Below are 15,868 nucleotides of genomic sequence, written 5' to 3' on the forward strand. Positions count from 1 at the left end.
ACACGCCAGGCTGCGCGAAAGCCCCAACGCCGCCGTTCGCGCGTGCGCACAAAGCGCCCCTACCAATACGGGCGGTAGCGCTCCTTGAGTCCTTCCAGAGGCACGCGAACCTCAATGAGCGAGATGCCGGGCGTGCCCAATGCGGTGCGGTACGCCTCGTCGAACGCCGCCGCCGTGTCGGCCCGTTCGTACGGCACGGCGAAGGCGCGCGCCGCCGCCTCGAAATCCACGTCCTGCGGTGTGAGGAACAGGCGCTTGAAGTAAGCGTCGTCGGATTTCTGCGGCAGCATGTCGAAGATGGCGCCGCCGTTGTTGTTGAGCAGAACGATCGCGATGCACGGCGCCGCATCGGATATGCCGTCGCGTGCAGCGCTCGCTTCCCGTTGCACGCGCAGCTCGCGTTGGAGCGCGAGCGCATTCAGGTCGTGCAGGAGCGTCAGATCGCCGGTGATGAACGTGGTCTGGGAGAACCATTGCGCCGCCCCAATGGCTGCGGACACCGTGCCGTCGATGCCGTTGAGACCGCGATTGCACAGCACGGTCAGGCGTTTCGCGCTCTTGAGGTAGAACGTGTCCAGCGCGCGAACGCTCATGGAATTGGCGGCGAACAGACATGACCCTTCGGGCGCACGTTCCACGACGCGTCGAACGAACGCCCCTTCGAAGCCGGCCTCCCGATCGTCCACCGCCGCGATGCGCGCGCGGGCGGCGTCGTTTGCATCGATCCATGCGCGGGCGAAGGCGCGCTGGGCATCATCGGGTTCGTACTCGATGGTCTGCAGGTCGTACGCCATCCCAAGCGATCCCGCAAACTCCGACGGCCTGCATTGCACGAACAGGTCGGTTGCCGCATTGCAGTCGCGCGTCTCCAGCGGATCGACGACGATCTGCATCGGGTGCGCAGCGGCAATCAGCTGCGTCGCTTTCTTCGACACGGGGAAGCGCCCGAAGCGGACGACCGCCTCCGGCGCAAGACCCTCGGGCGCCAAGCCGCCCGCGCCGAGCACGGAATCGTAGTTGTCGATGACCAAGTCCTCGTCGAACGAGCGCAAGCCGGACAAGGGATCCGCCAGGAGGGGAAGGCTAAACGACCGCGCCCAGTCGAGCACCTTGCCTGCCTCGAGCTCATTCTCGCAGGTTCCCTCGCCCGCATACACGAGCGCGCGGCGCCCCGCGAGCATTGCTGCAAGGCTCTGAGCATCCTGCATGCCAATCGACCTGCGCGGACTCACGATGGGCGCCCCTTCGAGCGCGCTCCGCCCGCTTTCGAACAGCCCCTCGACGCCAAGATCGGGCTTGAGCGGCTCGTCGAACGGAAAATTCACGTGCACGGGTCCGCCCAGGCACGCCCCCGCGATGCGCGCAGGCCCCGCAGCGGGAGCATTCCCGCCTGCGGCGATGCACGCCTCGCGGGCCGCCTGGCGGGCGAAGGCGAGCGACGACGCGCTTTCGGTCGGCAGCGGCATCTGGCGAAACGCACGCACGTGATCGCCGAACGCCTTGAGCTGGTCGCACGTTTGCGGAGCCCCAAGGCCCTGCAGGCGCGGCGGCCGATCGCCCGTGAGCATCACGAGCGGCACACGCGACGACTCCGCCTCGAGCACAGCCGGATAGTAGTTCCCCACCGCCGTGCCCGAGGTGCAGATGACCGCCGTGGGTCGGCCGCTCGCCTTGGCCAGTCCGAGCGCGAAGAAGGCCGCACCGCGCTCGTCCACGTCCACGAACAGCCGCAGCCTATGGGGATGCCGTCGCGCCAGCTCGTAAGCGCACATGGCGAGCGGGGTCGAGCGCGAACCGGGGCTCGCCACCACATCCCGCACGCCCCAACGCGCGAGCTCGTCCAGAAATGCACCCACGAACAACGCCGTTACAGCCGGGTCTGCGCTCATCGGATGGTTCCTTTTTCAACGCGCTGGTTGTTCGTAGAGCCAGCGAGGGTTTCCGCAGTGCCCGAGATGCAATCGATGGCGGAGGCGTAGCGTGCTTCGCTCCGTGAGCCTTCGCCAGCGGCCGCAGATCGAGTACTGCGGGAAGCCGCAGTGTCGGCTCCATCCTCTCCGCTGAAAGCGGAGAGGATGGTCATGAGCTTCATATCGATTTCGTCGTATTCGGCATCGGCATCGCTGCCGGCCACCACGCCGCAGCCGGCGTACAGCCAGCCGATCTCGCCGTCGAACACGCCGGTGCGCAGCGCGACCGAGAACTCGCCATCCCCATCGCCGTCCACGTAGCCGCACGCCCCGGCGAAGAACCCGCGGTTGTACGGCTCGATGCGCCGCAACAGCATCTTCGCCTCGCCCACCGGCGTGCCGGCCACGGCCGGCGTTGGATGCAAATCCTCCATCATCGACCACAGATCGACGCCCTCCAGCAGGCGCGCCCGCGCAGGCGTGCACAGGTGCTGCACGTGCGTGAGCGGAAGTATCCCCGGCTCGGAAGGCACGTCCACATCGTGGCATGTGCGGTTGAATACTTCGCGGATGAAGCGCACCACGTAATCGTGCTCGGAGCGGTTCTTGGAATCGGCCATGAGCTCGGCTGCCAGCCGCATGCGGTCCTTTTCGGAGCTGCCGGCCGGACACGTGCCGGCCAGGCACATGCTCTCCAGGTTGGATCCGCGCTTGCGCACCAAAAGCTCGGGCGTGCACCCGCAGAAGAACACGTCGGCGTAGCGGTAGAGCAGCACCGTGCCGCGGGCGGACCCGTCGATGAGGTTCACCAGCAGGTCCTTCGACGAGAAAGGGTGTTCGGCGACGAGTTTGAGGCGCCTCGACGGCACCACCTTCTCCACGCGTCCCTCGGCGATGGCGTGCAGGCCGGCGTCCAGAACTTGCCGCCACGCCGCACGCGAATCGGGTTCGATGCGATAGGGTATCGTCTCGCGCCGGCGCGCGGGCGCAGCCAGCGCCTGGCGAGCGAACCGCTCGATACGCCCCGGATACACCGGCCCAAGCGAGTTCACCTGCAGCAGCGTGCCCCGCTCGTTCTCGATGAGCACGATCTCCGGCAACATGAACTTGAGGCGCGGAAACGCCTCGAACAGCTCGTCGGGAGGCGCTGGGTTCTCCGCATCGAAACGGTTGAACGAAAAGAACACGGGCGGCTGTGCCGTCGGCCCTTCGAGTTCGCTCTCGGCATCGTCGAGCGTCGGCAACGCAATGCAGCGTCCCAACCCCATGTAGCGGCATGCCCGCTGCTTGTCGTAGTACACGAACTGGTCCGTGAAGCCCTTCTGCAGCAGGCAGAATGCGTCTACTATGTCGGCCTCGATCGGACGTGTGTGCGAGAATATCCTGGTCATAGGCTCTCCTGCCGCACCAGCTCAACGCAGAGCTTCAATTTTGGCAGTACGGCCTTAACCTTGTCCATGGGCATCCTCCGATCGCATACGCCTGGTGCGCACCGGGCATCGGGCGCGCCTGACAGTATACCCGTGTACGGCCGTGAGCTCGACCAGCCTCGGAGGGACGGAGCACGAAAGCGGGCGATCGTACGTTCCGGACCCTTTCCGGCACTCGCGTGCCTCCCCGCGCTACGCCACGCCGTGCTTGACTCGATCGGCTTCCTCGGAGGTCTTCGCGTCGTTCCAACGATCCATGGTGCCCACCAGATAGCCCGTAATGCGCCGGATGCGATCGAACGGCGCTGCCGCAAGCTCGTAGCGGATGCCCACGTCCTCGCCATCGACTTCGAGGGCGAGTCCCGTGACGGAACTGTTCGGATGGTGGGAGTTGCCGCGATCAAGATAGGCGCGGATTTCAGCGTCGCTCACCGGGGCATCGTCGGGATTGACGTATGCGATATCGACCGCAACGCCGTCGGTCGTTCGCTGCTCGCGTCGCTCTGCCGCGCATTCGACCTTCGATTCTCGTATCGCTTTCATGCTGGTCCTTCCGCTCGTCTTTGCGTTCGATTAAATGATATCTTAATACTATCATATAGCCGTACTCGCGAGACGCGGTGCTCGGCAACGGTTTCGTACGCCGGCAAACGCACGAGCGCAGGCTCAAGCGCAGCAAACTCGGCGTGCGGCTTGCAACCGCGCACGCGCAATCGGGGCTCTGCGCAAATAATCGCTGCCCGAACCAAAGCCGCACGAATGCGACGCTACCACGGCTCGGCGAGAGGGTCATACGACGGCCGGAAGCCTCTTCGAGCGTCTGAGAAGGCGCACCGCAGCCTCACGCTTCGACAAGCTCCACGAGGTCGATGAGCTCCTGGCGGGAGTGTACCCCCGTTTTCGCGAAGATGCTCTTGATATGGCTGCGAACCGTGTTTTTGGATATCACGAGCTCCTCGGCAATGTAGGGCACGTCGCGCCCGCGCGCCAGAAGATCGAGCACGTCGGCCTCTCGGCGCGACAGCCGGTAGCGGTCCACCACGACCACGCATCCCGCCGATACCGCATCCTTCCCTTCGGCGCCTCCCAAGGACAGAGCGGGTTCTGCCAGGATCGCCGGACCGGCCGCGCGCCGGAGGCGCTTTCCATGCGGTGCCACCATGGCGATTGAAAGCAGGTACACCGCCACCAGTGCCACGACCGACAGCTCGGCCAGACCGACGCCTCGCCCCGCTCCCACGAACAGACCCACAACCGAGCCCACCAGCTGACTCGCGTACACGACGCCGGCAAACAGGCCGTAGACAAGCACCGGCGGAAGCGTTTGATTACGCGCAGTGCGGGCGCAGGACACGACCATAAGCGAGGACGTGACCGAGAACACCAGAAACACGAACGACAGCACTATCTGGCGAAACGCACCCTCGAGCAGCGGCAGCAACAAGAACGCCGTTGCGGTGAGAGGAAACAGGATCTGGTACAGCCGCATCAGCGTGACGCGCTCGTACAGAAGCTTCCACGATGCCAACAGCACGATGGAGGCGACGAGCAGCCCTATCATATTGCTCGCATTCGTCTGGCCGATCGACCCGCCACCCGACGCCGACCCGATGCGCACGATACCCACGATGAACGCAGAAAACGCAACACATAACAGCGGCCGCCAAAGCTCTGCCACAGCCTCGCGGCACCGATCGCGCCTCTGGGAGGGAACAATTTCGAACATCGGGTGGGTTTTCGGCGCGCGGCGCCTCGCCACCGCGACGAGCACGGTGGCTGCGGGAGCGAGTGCGAACAGAGAGGCTCCGGGGACGATGCTCTCGGGCAGCAGTTCGACGGCGAAAAACAGAAGTGCGGATACGCCGGCGGCAAGGAACACGACGATGCCTGCGGCGAATACCTTCTGTGCGGCTACGATCTCTTGCAATGTGCAGAACATGAGACCGCTTCCCCAGCCGAAGCAGAAACCTACAGCGACGAGTGACCATCCCGAGGACAACATATTCGTCTGCTCCAAGACGACCAACACGGCCCCCGTCAAGAAAAGCCCCAGTGCGAAAAACGGAGAACGCCAGGCGCGCGCCTTCGGTCGGCGGTAGGCCGCCACCCCAGCTACCGCAAGCGAGGCGGGAAATGCGGCCGTACGCGCGAAGTACTCCGCCATGAGCGCGCCCGGGCTTTCGATCCCCGTGAGAAAACGCAGATACCCGCCCCAGAGCATCACCGAGGTGCATGCCAGGAAAAACCCGTATGCAAGTGCGGCCAGCATCTGCTCGCGCTTCACGTTGTCGCCCGAAAAACGCGGTTTCGGCTTCGATTCCGTGTTTTTCGGGCGACGAGCTTTGAACCCCACCGGTCCGCACCTCCCTCTCCCTCGCACGGATAGCGCCGACATTCGAGCGCATCGACGCCCGCGCGGCGCATGTCCATTGTACCGCACGCTCCGAACGGCCCGACGCAAGGAAGGGCGCCGCGCGGCTTCTGGGCGAAAAACCACCCAGGCTGGGTGAGCCATTGTTTTGCCTGATCGGATACGCTTCGGACAACTCGGAACCCGCTCGCTGCCGCACGGCCCGTTCGCGCAGTAGCTCGTTCCCGGGAGCGTTCGTCACACACAAGGAAGGGAGATTGTCATGGAGGGTACTCTGAACCGACGCAGCTTCGTCAAAGGCGCCGCCCTGGGCGCCGCGGGTCTGGTGGCGGGAGGGGCGCTGGCGGCATGCTCGCCCCAGGCAGACGCGCCGAAGAGCGAATCCGACGCCGCACAGGCGACGGCCACGAACAGCGCCGAGCAGCAGTGGAGCTTCGAGATTGCACCCGAGCCTATCGCCGACGCCGACATCAAGGAGACGGTGGAGTCCGACGTCGTGGTAGTGGGCGGCGGCATGTCCGGCATGGTAACTGCGGCCTCATGCGCCGAGAACGGCCTCAAGGTGACGCTCATCAGCGCGTCCACCGCGCCGGTCAGCCGCGGCGGATCCAACAACGGCGTGTACTCCACGGTCATGGAGCAGATGGGCATCCCGCGCATGGATCCCACCTGGTTCTACCGCATGCAGTATGCGGCCAACGGCGGCAACTTCAGGCCGGGGCTATGGTATAAGTTCTACAACAATTCAGAAGAAGCCATCAACTGGATCATCGACATCGCATCCAAGGCGAACATCAAAACGACGATCGAATCCGGTCCAGCGTACAAGGAAGGCGACCCCATGTACACGCCCACGGCGGCCCACGCCTTCTACGTGGACGACGAGGAGCTGCATGGCGCTATCGGCAACGGCGAGGGATACATCGCCGCGGAGATGGGACGCTACATCACCGAGGACTTGGGCGTGGACGTCCGCTGGAACGTGAAGGGTGAGCAGCTGGTGCGCGGCGGCGTGGCGAACGGCACGAGCGGGCGCGTGGACGCCATCATCGCTTCCAACGCCGACGGCGCGTACACCAAGTACGTGGGTACCAAGGCTGTGGTCATGGCGACCGGCGACTTCTCCCACGATAGGAACATGATGGAGAAGTACTGCCCACAGGCCGTGGAGCTGTGCGATTTCACAACCGACATCAACTACGACCAGGGCATCTGGATGGGCGGCCTCATGCCCGGCGACGGTCACAAAATGGAACTGTGGGTGGGCGGCGCATGGCAGAAGGAGCCCAACAACATCATGCTCGGCCGTCCCAACCTGCCCGGCGACCAGCCCTACACGAGCCACACCGGCCTCATGGTGGACAAGAACGGCCAGCGCTTCATGAATGAGGACGTGCTGGGCGGCCTTGCATGCGCCACAATCATGCACCTGCCCGAAAAGACCGCCTACTGCATCTGGGGCCAGAACCGAGCCGAGGCGGGCGGTCCCTGGGGCGCCATCAACTATGCGCACGGCGAATACTTTACCACCGAAGAGGTTATCGAGCGCTGGGACACCGACGCCGACGGATTCGGCATCGTCAAGGCCGACACGCGCGAAGAGGTTATCTCGAAGCTGGGGCTGCCCGCCGAGACCATCGATACCGTCAACCGTTACAACGAGATGTGCGCGAGCGGTGTGGACACCGATTTCTACAAGACCGCCGACAAGCTCATCCCCATCGGCGAAGGCGACGGCCCTTTCTATGGCGCATCGTTCACACCCGGCTTCCTAACCTCCCTCGGCGGCCTGCGCACCGACGTCAACCTGCGTGTGCTCGACGAGAACGACGAGCCCATCGAAGGTCTGTTCAACGCGGGCTGCATGATTGGCAACTTCTACTCAGCCACCTACACGTTCGCCATGGAGGGCATGAACTACGGCGCCACCTGCATCACCCTGCCCTACGTGCTGGGCAAAGATCTGGCCGCGGGCAAACTCGGGTAAGCGCTACGACCTTGACCAAAGCGCAGTGAGGCGAAACGGCGGATGCGCGAAAGCGTCGCCCCGTACCCCCTCTCCCCGAACCTTACGAGAGGGCGTTCAGGCTTTCGAAACATATCCGGCGCAGCCCTGTATCCCCTCCTAGGCAGGGCTGCGCCACTCACCTGCTGCTCGCAGAAAAGCCCAGCCCTGCAGGGAAACAGGACCGGGCGATCGAATCGCGCCGCAGCGAACAAGGGAGGGAAGGCTTGCCGCGGCGCAGCGGGAATGGCGTTCGAGGCTATGAGGCAATCAGCTCGGTGAGCACGGAGTCCTTCGCCAGCGCCTCGCCCACCAGCTGGCCAAACGTGACACAGCGGCCATGGCTGATGCCGGGGCAGTGCACCGGATAGTCCTTGCCGAAGAAATCGCCCTGCACGTTGCCGATGGCGAACAGGCCCTTGATAGGAGCATCTTCCTCGGTGCACACCTGCGAGTCCTCGTTCACATGAAGACCGAACGGGATGGTCAGCGTCGAGCACACGAGCGGCGTCGCGTAGAACGGAGCCGTCTTCACCTCGGACAGGAACTGCGCCGGGACGCCGAACCGAGTGTCCTCGCCCTTCTGGTACATGGCGTTGTAGCCCTCGACGGATTCTTTCAGCTTGTCGGCAGGCACGCCGATCTGCTCGGCCAGCTCTTCGAGCGTGTCGGCCTTGTACAGCTCGCCGCTCTCGATGCGCTTCTCCATCTCCTCCTCGATGCCGTCAAGCCACGTCTCGTACTTCGTGGGCCACTGCTGCTGCACGTACTTCGGATAGTCGGCATCGAAGACGGACCACGCCATATCGCCCGGCGTGTTCATGCGGGCGTTCGTCAGGTACGGCTCGAACGGGATCTCGGCGCCGTAGCGCTCGCCGTTCTTGTTGACTGCAAGCCAGCTCATGATGAAGGCCGTAAGATTGAAGGTGTATGAGCTGGGTGTGAACTGGTGCACCATGGGCGCTGCCGGGCTCTTCGATATAGCCGCGCCGGCCCAGCTGCCCATGAGGATGCCGTCGCCGGTGTTGGCGCCTTGCGGCGTGTAGATGAACGCGTCGGAGCGGTTGCAGATGGGAGCCCAGGCGTCGACCATCTCCTGGTTTCCGCTGATGTCGCCCGTTGCCAGGATAACGCCCTTGGATGCGTTGAACTGCACGTACTTGCCGTCCTCGCCGGTGGCGATAACGCCTGTGATGCCGCCCTCGGCATTGCCAACCAGCTGCTCGGCATGCGTGTTGAAGAAGTATTCGGCTCCGCTGTCGGTGGCGGACTTGTTGAGCGCCTCGCCCAAGGTCCAGTTGACTTCCTTGCCATCGGGGCGCACGGTGCCCACTTCGTCACCCTTCACGAACGAGACAGCATCGGGATAGATGCGCCAGCGCTCAGGGAGCGTCTCCCAACCGTACTTGGCCGTGCCGGACAGGGCGGACACCATCGAGATGCCCTGCTTGCCCACCATCTCCTCGATGTAGTTGAACACGGGACCGGTCTGCTCGGCCCAGGTGCGCAGCAGATTGTAGTTGACCGTCTGGTTGGACCACTGATACAGCAGCATGCACGCCGTATCGATGTCGATGTTCACGCCGTTCTCAAGCTTCCAGTTGCTGCCGATAGCGGCCACGTCCACGCCGCGAATCTGAATGCTTTCGGTGCGCTCAAGCAAAGCGACCTTTGCGCCGTTGCGCGCCGCCGCCTCGGCGGCCGAGTTGCCCGCGAGGCCGCCTCCGACGATGACAATGTCGTAGTCCTTCGTCTCAGCGATATCGGTAATAGGCTCGGGCGCGACTTCCCACGTGTGCTTGCCGATGCCGTTCGACGAACCCGCAGCCGACGTCGAACCGGAGCCTCCCTCGGAAGCGGCGGGGGCGCATCCTCCCAGCGCGGCAGCCGCAGCTGCACCGGCGCCGGCAACGATCGAGCCTTTCAGAAACGTCCTACGTGAAATACCCATGTCTCATCCCTTCCCGTAACCTTCGCACGCCCCTTGCGTGCAAAGCGCTTCTTCAAGCGCCCTTGCAGTCTAGGGATGAAAGGAAGCGGGCGAAACGCACGAATCCTGCCATTTTCCGAAAGATCGCAGGGTTCGTGCGACAAGGGCGACTCGGTCGCATGAATCGTGCGACTATGCGTTTAGCACCAGGTCGATCAGCTCCTGTCTGCTGTGCACCCCCATTTTCTGGTAGATGCGGCGAACGTGGGTGTTCACCGTGTTCTCGGATATACCCAGGCTCTCGGCAATCCATGGCTGCGTGCGGCCTACCGCCAACAACCGAATGATCTCCTGCTCGCGCTGCGTGAAACCCCACTCCTGGCAGCGCTCCTGCAGCACGTCGTCGGGCCGATCCTCGACGTTGGGAGAAACCTCCGCAACCGGGCGCACGAGCACCTGAGGTGCGAACAGCTCCCACACCTCCTTGCTGGTAAGCAGCAGCACGATGGCGACCGTCATCAAGTACCCGACGAACATAGCCTCCTCGTAACCATGAGCGTTCGTGGGCATCGCGAAGGACAGGACGATGGCGATCGCAGCTCCCGCCGCATAGCACGCGCCCACCGCCAGCCGCATGACGGCGATAGTCTTTACCGGCTCGCTCGAGCGCGTATGGGCGACCTGCGAGAAAATGACCCAACTGAGCACGTCGAATACCGTATATCCTCCGATAATGACAGCTCCCGACGCTTCAAACGACTGACCGTCGTACAAAAACGGCATGAGCGAGAAACCGGCGACCATAGCCAGCAGCCCCAACCGATACATCCAGCTCGCACGCTTCGGCGCAACGAGCACGACCAAGAACGCGACCACCGCCACCATACCTCTGACAACCTGGATCAGAACGCCGCCGCCTATAGCCGACTCAACCGCTTGCGGGGCGAACGACGCAAGATGCTGGACGTATCCGAAGCCGATCATGATGAGCATCACGGCGCCAAGGGCTGGCAGCGACACGCCGAAGCTGGAGCGCAGGCGCTCGGCCAGGTTCTGCTCGGACGATGTAGTCAATTCGTTGCGGAAGCCATAGGTGCTGAGTTTCGGATCCACTCGAGCGAGCATGAGCAGCGAAGCCGCCGGAAGCAGCGCGAAGAAGCAGGCGGAAGCCACCGGGATCATGAGAAGCAAAGGGACGTCGACCACGAACGCGAACGCGAAGCCTCCCGCGACGTAGACCATGGCGCTACGAGCCCCGTCACTGCTGTAAACCGCACCCCACGCCAAGCCGGCGAATCCCATGAAGATGGCGCAGAGCACGGCACCCGCGAACAGCAGCGTCCAGCTATCAGCGAACCCCGCGCATACGAGCACCAGTGAACCGACGGCGCCTGCGACCGCAACCGCCGCCATGATCTTCTTTCTCGCCAACAGCCGGCGCATCGCGTCGCTGCGACGCATTGTGACCACGTACAGCGGTACGCCGAATGCGAATATGCAGATCGCGGCGATCTCCGACATGAACCCTTGTTGGCCAGACGGACTGAAGAATACGCTCATGAATAGAGCGTCGAACCACGCCCACAGGAAACCGGAACCGATAATAGCTTTTACATCGAACCGCGCGAAACCTTTGCGAACAGCGAACGGCATGCGATCCTCCCCCTCCTGGGCGCATTATAGTGGAAGACCGTGAACCGTGCGCAGCGGAAAGCGAGGACGACGGCGCTGCCAGCTTCACTCGTCGTGCTTCGTACGGGCGCCGTTAGGGCGCTCTTCGATTCGCTCGCTCTTTTGAACAACCAGCGCGATAAGCTCCTAGCGCGTACGGACGCCTGTTTTCTGATAAATATGTCTGATATGGGTTTTCACCGTGCTGTACGAAATGAATGCATCCGCCGCTATCGTCTTAGCGGTTTTTCAGCAAGATGGGTGAGGATACCCTCCGCGCACCGGTCGGCTCCCGTTCTCGAAGCGCGATGACGGCTCCTACCCTTCGCGGTCGGGTATACTTGACACCGGCTCATAGACGTTCTGCGAAAGAAACGCACATGGAAAACCGCAAACTCATCGTGCTCGTCGGCTTGGGATACGGAACGTTCCTTGCCGTTAACATCGCTTTCATGTGGGGAGGATTGTCCTTCGCGATGGAAGCCGACGAGTCCGTGCGCAACCTCTCCCAGCTTTTCCGCATCGGCGCTACGGTCGCCATAGCACTCGCGCCTCTGACGGTTCTTGCAATTGCTGTGCTTACCGGCTTCCGACGCTCCAGTCGATCACTCCGCGTTGTCTTCACCGCTCTCTTGGCTCTTTCGATGGCAATGTTTTTGGCCGCATCGTTGTGGTGCCCTTCGGCATCCGTCGTTTTCCTGATTGTCGGCGCGGTGTTCGGCATTACGAACGGCATGTACTTTCTACTCTGGGGAGAGGTGCTCTCTCGTTTGGAACCCCGGGCATCCTTCGCAGCCATGCTCATCATGGGAGGGGTGTCGAGTTTGTCCAGTATAGCCCTCTTCCAGATCGAGGGTTTCTTTACTCCCAGGATAGCGGCGTTCGCCTTGCTCGTACCCGCCTTCCTGCTCTTCGAACACTGCGCCAACGCCACCGAGGCGCTTTCTGAAAAGTCGACCGTGCACGCTCCGCGGTTAGGAAAATCCCCTGCGCGTTCGACGCTGCGCCCGGTCTTGGTACCGGTGCTCAGCGTGGCCGCCTTGGCCTTTGAGTTCAACGCTATCCGCGAAGTGGCCGCCAGCAACTTCAACGGCACGCTCATCAACACGCTGTCGACGGCGGGAGTGCTGCTGGCCGCCGCGATACTCGGCGTTGCGTCGTTCGTCAAGAAGCGGCCGCCCGACATCGACAGCATATATCCCTGGGTAGCGCTCGGCTTGGCAACGCTACTCATTCCCACGCTCTTTCTCGAATCGTTCTACTGGCCCGTTCTCACGGCGCTCGTCAGCATCGCGTACACGTTCATGGAGGTTCTGCTTCGCACCATTCTGGCAAAGATCGCGTACACTAGGCGCGACAACCCGTTCATCGTGTTCGGCTTCGGTGAAGGTATGGTATTTTCAGCTATCGGGCTGGGAACGCTCGTCGGATCGCTCGTGTACTTGAGCGGCCTGTCCAAAGACGTGCTGGTCGCCATCGTGCTCATGGTCTGCATCTACCTGCTCGTCTTTCCTTTTGTCCTCGGCAAACTGGAGACGAAGAAGCGCCTATCCGACTTCGAAGGGGCGGCGCGCGGCAATTTGGAAACGCGTTGCGCCGCCCTGGCTGAAACGAACGGCATCAGCCCGAGCGAGTTGAAGGTGATGGTCCTGCTCGCCCAGAAGCTGAGCTACGCCGCAATCGCACAGAAGCTTATGCTGAGCGAGAACACTGTGCGCAGCCACTGCAAATCGATCTACCGGAAGCTCGCCATCCACAGCAAGCAAGAGCTCTACGACCTTGCAATGCGGAAGCCCTGATAGCTCTTATTGCACAAGCGAGCCCTTCGCCACAGCTGCGCCCAGCAATGCGCCGAGCGTGATGCAGCGCCCATGGCTCAGCCCGGGAGCGCAGATGGGATAGTCGTTGGCGAAGAAGTTGCCCTGCACGTTACCGCAGGCGAACAGACCCTCGATCGGGCGCTCTTCAGAGTCGAGCACGCGCAGCTGATCGTCCACATTCAACCCTCCGGGAATGACCAGCAGTTTGGCCGGCACCTGCGAAGCGTAGAACGGAGCTTTCGCAATAGGCTTCAAGCAGGCCGGATCTTTGCCGAAGTCTTCGTCGACGCCGAGGTCGACGAGCTCGTTGTAGCGAGCGACCGTCGCCACAAGCGCATCGGCAGGAACATCGATCGTTGTCGCGAGCTCTTCGAGGGTCTGGCCCTCGAACGTGGCGCCTTCATCGATACCCATCTGCACGATTTCAGGCAGGGGCGGCACGGCATCGGGTGTCATGCTGCCGTCCATGAAATACTTCGTCAGCGAGCCGGCAGTGTTGAAGTTGTACGTGCTCAGAGCAGACATGGAAGCCATCTGGCTCTCGTAGTCCGCGTCGAAGATAGTCCAGACAGTGCGTTTCGCGCTGCTCATCACCGCATCGGTAATGCCGGGCAGCGTTGTGTTCTCGTCGGCGAACCGCTTTCCGTTGGCATTTACCCGCAAGAAGGACGCAGTACACAGCGCACCGCCGCCTTGGATGGGATGAACCATGGGGCCATGATTGCCCGGCTGCATGGAAGCGCCCGCCCAGAGGGCCATGTTGATGCCGTCGCCCGTGTTGGCCTCGGGAGGAATGTAGGCGGTACCGTGCACGCGACCAACCAGCGGACACCACTCCGCCACCATGTCCTCATTTCCGCCATAGTCGCCCGTCGCTAGGATCACGCCTTTGGAAGCAGTGTACTTCACATACGAGGAACCCTGCGAAGCCACCACGCCAATAATATTGCCGCTCCCGTCTTTCAGCAGCTGTTCGGCCCTTGTTTTGTAGTACGACGCGCCACCGTTGGCAAGCGCGCGCTCCTGCATCCAGCCGACAAGGGCCTCCATGCACTCATGCACCCCGTATCCCGCCAGGTTATGATCGGTCGGATACGTGCGCGTGGTGAAATCGGGGGCATTCGCTGTTGCAGACGAGCCCATGCCCAGCACGAATTCGGCATCGTGATCGGCTGCAAGGTCGATTATGCGATCGAACACCTCGCCGGACTTGTCGGCCCACAGTTTGATGAGGCTGCCGTTCGCTTTGTAGCCCGATGCCTTCACCAAATCGCTGACCAGCTGGCCTTTGTCGATCGAAACGCCCGCGGCCTTTTGCACCCGCGTGTCCACGGCGGCCATATCGAGTCCACGTGCGCTCGGCTGCGACATCTTTTCGATGATAACCGCCTTCGCTCCCGCTTCGCACGCGTGCATGAACGCCGTCATACCGGCCACGCCGGCTCCGATGATGACCACGTCCGCCTCAACAGTTTCGGAGATGTCGTTTTCAGGAATAGGGTCGGGTACGGTTTCCCATGAACGGGCCTTCGTCGTCCCTGCCGTTGGCGAATCGTCCGCACCGCCTTGCGGCGCACATGCAGCCAGCGAACCCGCTCCCGCCAAGGCTCCCATGGTGACAGCACCTTTCAAAAAGTCGCGTCTGTTGATGCTCATGTTGTCCTCCTCCGTATTGGTCAATCAGACGAGATGCATTCTGCCCGGGAGGAGGCCGACGGCAACCACATTTCTAGGGTGAAACCATGGTTCACCCTAGAAATGTGATCGGAGATATAGAAAAGAGAGGATCGATAGTCCAAGAGACCGCAAAGCTCATCTTATTCGACGAATTCGAAGCGGACAATCTGTCGAAACTTGAGTTAAAGGCCTTCAGTAAGTTGCCCGACCGTGAGGTCGAAACCATTTGCAATACGCTCAATTGTTTTAATGCCGACGTTAATCTCGCCGTTCTCTATCGCAGCAAGATAGCTCCTATCAATGCCGGACGCTTCTGCAAAAGCACGCTGTGTCATACCGCGCTCATCGCGCAGCTCTTTTATCCTCAAACCCAGCGTCGTCTTGATATCCATACCGAAGACGGTAAGGAAAGCTGCTAAACTAGGGTGTAGCAAATCAACAACAAATTGCTTTCTGATGCCAAGGAGTTCAACATGCCGGTAGTCTGGCGCCTCGATCGCATCATGGCCAAATACGAGATCAGTCTTAAGCAGCTAGCTGACCGAGTAGGCATTACTCAAGTTAATCTGTCTCGCATTAAAACTGGAAAATCAACAGCGGCACGTTTCTCGACGCTCGGCGCTTTATGCGAAGCGCTCGATTGCCAACCAGGGGATCTGCTTGAGTACATTCCCGATGCGTCTTTTAATAAATAGGAAGCATGACTTGACTTGATCGATGATCACGATCTCTTGCCCGCACGCGCGTGCGGCCGCGCAACTGCCGCCACAAAAACGAACTGCGAAAGCGACGGTGACCCGTCGTGTTCCTCGAAATATGCCGAGAGCTCGTCTTTGTTGTGGATGCCCAATTTCTGATAGATATGGGAGATACGCGTGTTAACGGTGCCGAGGGAAAGGTACAGCTCCGCTTTGATTTGGGATCGCGATCGACCTAAAGCGAAAGCACGAGCACCTCCTCTTCCCGATCGGGCAAGCTACGCCGCGATTATATTACCGACGAGGTATACGATGAAAAGACTGGCCACGATATCGGTTTCCCAAAGGTGGTATGT

General features: G+C 61.9%; 11 protein-coding genes and 2 pseudogenes. 3 read left to right on the plus strand and 10 right to left on the minus strand.

The window, feature by feature from the left end:
* Positions 1-59: 59 nt before the first annotated feature.
* From menD to ABGT83_RS09510, 4 genes are all read right to left on the minus strand, one after another.
* Positions 60-1,889 (minus strand): 2-succinyl-5-enolpyruvyl-6-hydroxy-3-cyclohexene-1-carboxylic-acid synthase, encoded by a 1,830-nt coding sequence (gene menD / locus ABGT83_RS09495; protein ID WP_346687250.1) that lies wholly within the window; start codon positions 1,887-1,889, stop codon positions 60-62.
* Complete coding sequence (locus ABGT83_RS09500) at positions 1,886-3,301, minus strand: isochorismate synthase (protein WP_346687252.1); 1,416 nt, start codon at positions 3,299-3,301, stop codon at positions 1,886-1,888. The genes menD and ABGT83_RS09500 overlap by 4 nt, the downstream gene beginning before the upstream one ends.
* Before the next feature lie 231 nt (positions 3,302-3,532).
* On the minus strand, positions 3,533-3,883 hold the full coding sequence (nrdD, locus tag ABGT83_RS09505; protein WP_103265175.1) for an anaerobic ribonucleoside-triphosphate reductase: 351 nt from the start codon (positions 3,881-3,883) through the stop codon (positions 3,533-3,535).
* Between the two features lie 298 nt (positions 3,884-4,181).
* On the minus strand, positions 4,182-5,693 hold the full coding sequence (locus ABGT83_RS09510) for a helix-turn-helix transcriptional regulator (protein WP_346687253.1): 1,512 nt from the start codon (positions 5,691-5,693) through the stop codon (positions 4,182-4,184).
* A gap of 280 nt (positions 5,694-5,973) precedes the next feature.
* On the opposite strand from ABGT83_RS09510, the gene ABGT83_RS09515 reads away from it, so the two are divergent.
* On the plus strand, positions 5,974-7,698 hold the full coding sequence (locus ABGT83_RS09515; RefSeq protein ID WP_346687255.1) for an FAD-binding protein: 1,725 nt from the start codon (positions 5,974-5,976) through the stop codon (positions 7,696-7,698).
* 277 nt (positions 7,699-7,975) lie between these two features.
* Here the strand turns inward: ABGT83_RS09515 and ABGT83_RS09520 are convergent, their stop codons facing one another.
* The 3 genes and pseudogenes from ABGT83_RS09520 to ABGT83_RS09530 all read right to left on the minus strand — a co-directional run.
* Positions 7,976-9,667: an FAD-dependent oxidoreductase gene (locus tag ABGT83_RS09520; protein WP_346687257.1), complete on the minus strand. Its 1,692-nt coding sequence runs from the start codon at positions 9,665-9,667 to the stop codon at positions 7,976-7,978.
* A 171-nt stretch (positions 9,668-9,838) separates the two neighbouring features.
* Positions 9,839-11,299, minus strand: a complete 1,461-nt coding sequence (locus tag ABGT83_RS09525; protein WP_103265179.1) for a LuxR C-terminal-related transcriptional regulator — start codon at positions 11,297-11,299, stop codon at positions 9,839-9,841.
* A gap of 165 nt (positions 11,300-11,464) precedes the next feature.
* Positions 11,465-11,554 (minus strand): annotated as a pseudogene (locus ABGT83_RS09530) (LuxR C-terminal-related transcriptional regulator); the annotation flags it as partial.
* A gap of 143 nt (positions 11,555-11,697) precedes the next feature.
* On the opposite strand from ABGT83_RS09530, the gene ABGT83_RS09535 reads away from it, so the two are divergent.
* Positions 11,698-13,116: a response regulator transcription factor gene (locus ABGT83_RS09535; RefSeq protein WP_346687259.1), complete on the plus strand. Its 1,419-nt coding sequence runs from the start codon at positions 11,698-11,700 to the stop codon at positions 13,114-13,116.
* 6 nt (positions 13,117-13,122) lie between these two features.
* On the opposite strand, the gene ABGT83_RS09540 is transcribed toward ABGT83_RS09535, so the two are convergent.
* Positions 13,123-14,793: an FAD-dependent oxidoreductase gene (locus tag ABGT83_RS09540; RefSeq protein WP_346687260.1), complete on the minus strand. Its 1,671-nt coding sequence runs from the start codon at positions 14,791-14,793 to the stop codon at positions 13,123-13,125.
* A gap of 203 nt (positions 14,794-14,996) precedes the next feature.
* Positions 14,997-15,206 carry a helix-turn-helix domain-containing protein gene (locus ABGT83_RS09545; protein WP_103265229.1) on the minus strand — a complete coding sequence of 70 codons (210 nt, stop codon included), beginning with the start codon at positions 15,204-15,206 and terminating at the stop codon, positions 14,997-14,999.
* An 81-nt stretch (positions 15,207-15,287) separates the two neighbouring features.
* Between ABGT83_RS09545 and ABGT83_RS09550 the strand changes: the two genes are divergently transcribed.
* Positions 15,288-15,509: a helix-turn-helix domain-containing protein gene (locus tag ABGT83_RS09550; protein ID WP_103265182.1), complete on the plus strand. Its 222-nt coding sequence runs from the start codon at positions 15,288-15,290 to the stop codon at positions 15,507-15,509.
* Positions 15,510-15,535: 26 nt separating this feature from the next.
* Here ABGT83_RS09550 and ABGT83_RS13470 read toward each other — a convergent pair.
* A pseudogene (locus ABGT83_RS13470) lies at positions 15,536-15,745 on the minus strand (LuxR C-terminal-related transcriptional regulator); the annotation flags it as partial.
* Positions 15,746-15,868 lie beyond the last annotated feature (123 nt).

The organism is Enteroscipio rubneri (genome assembly GCF_963929405.1).
Classification (GTDB): domain Bacteria; phylum Actinomycetota; class Coriobacteriia; order Coriobacteriales; family Eggerthellaceae; genus Enteroscipio; species Enteroscipio rubneri.

Bases quoted from the DNA above. Each gene is read 5' to 3' on its own strand.
- menD (WP_346687250.1), bottom strand. From the start codon at position 1,889: ATGAGCGCAGACCCGGCTGTAACGGCGTTGTTCGTGGGTGCATTTCTG.
- ABGT83_RS09500 (WP_346687252.1), bottom strand. From the start codon at position 3,301: ATGACCAGGATATTCTCGCACACACGTCCGATCGAGGCCGACATAGTA.
- nrdD (WP_103265175.1), bottom strand. From the start codon at position 3,883: ATGAAAGCGATACGAGAATCGAAGGTCGAATGCGCGGCAGAGCGACGC.
- ABGT83_RS09515 (WP_346687255.1), top strand. From the start codon at position 5,974: ATGGAGGGTACTCTGAACCGACGCAGCTTCGTCAAAGGCGCCGCCCTG.
- ABGT83_RS09520 (WP_346687257.1), bottom strand. From the start codon at position 9,667: ATGGGTATTTCACGTAGGACGTTTCTGAAAGGCTCGATCGTTGCCGGC.
- ABGT83_RS09525 (WP_103265179.1), bottom strand. From the start codon at position 11,299: ATGCCGTTCGCTGTTCGCAAAGGTTTCGCGCGGTTCGATGTAAAAGCT.
- ABGT83_RS09535 (WP_346687259.1), top strand. From the start codon at position 11,698: ATGGAAAACCGCAAACTCATCGTGCTCGTCGGCTTGGGATACGGAACG.
- ABGT83_RS09540 (WP_346687260.1), bottom strand. From the start codon at position 14,793: ATGAGCATCAACAGACGCGACTTTTTGAAAGGTGCTGTCACCATGGGA.
- ABGT83_RS09545 (WP_103265229.1), bottom strand. From the start codon at position 15,206: ATGGATATCAAGACGACGCTGGGTTTGAGGATAAAAGAGCTGCGCGAT.
- ABGT83_RS09550 (WP_103265182.1), top strand. From the start codon at position 15,288: ATGCCGGTAGTCTGGCGCCTCGATCGCATCATGGCCAAATACGAGATC.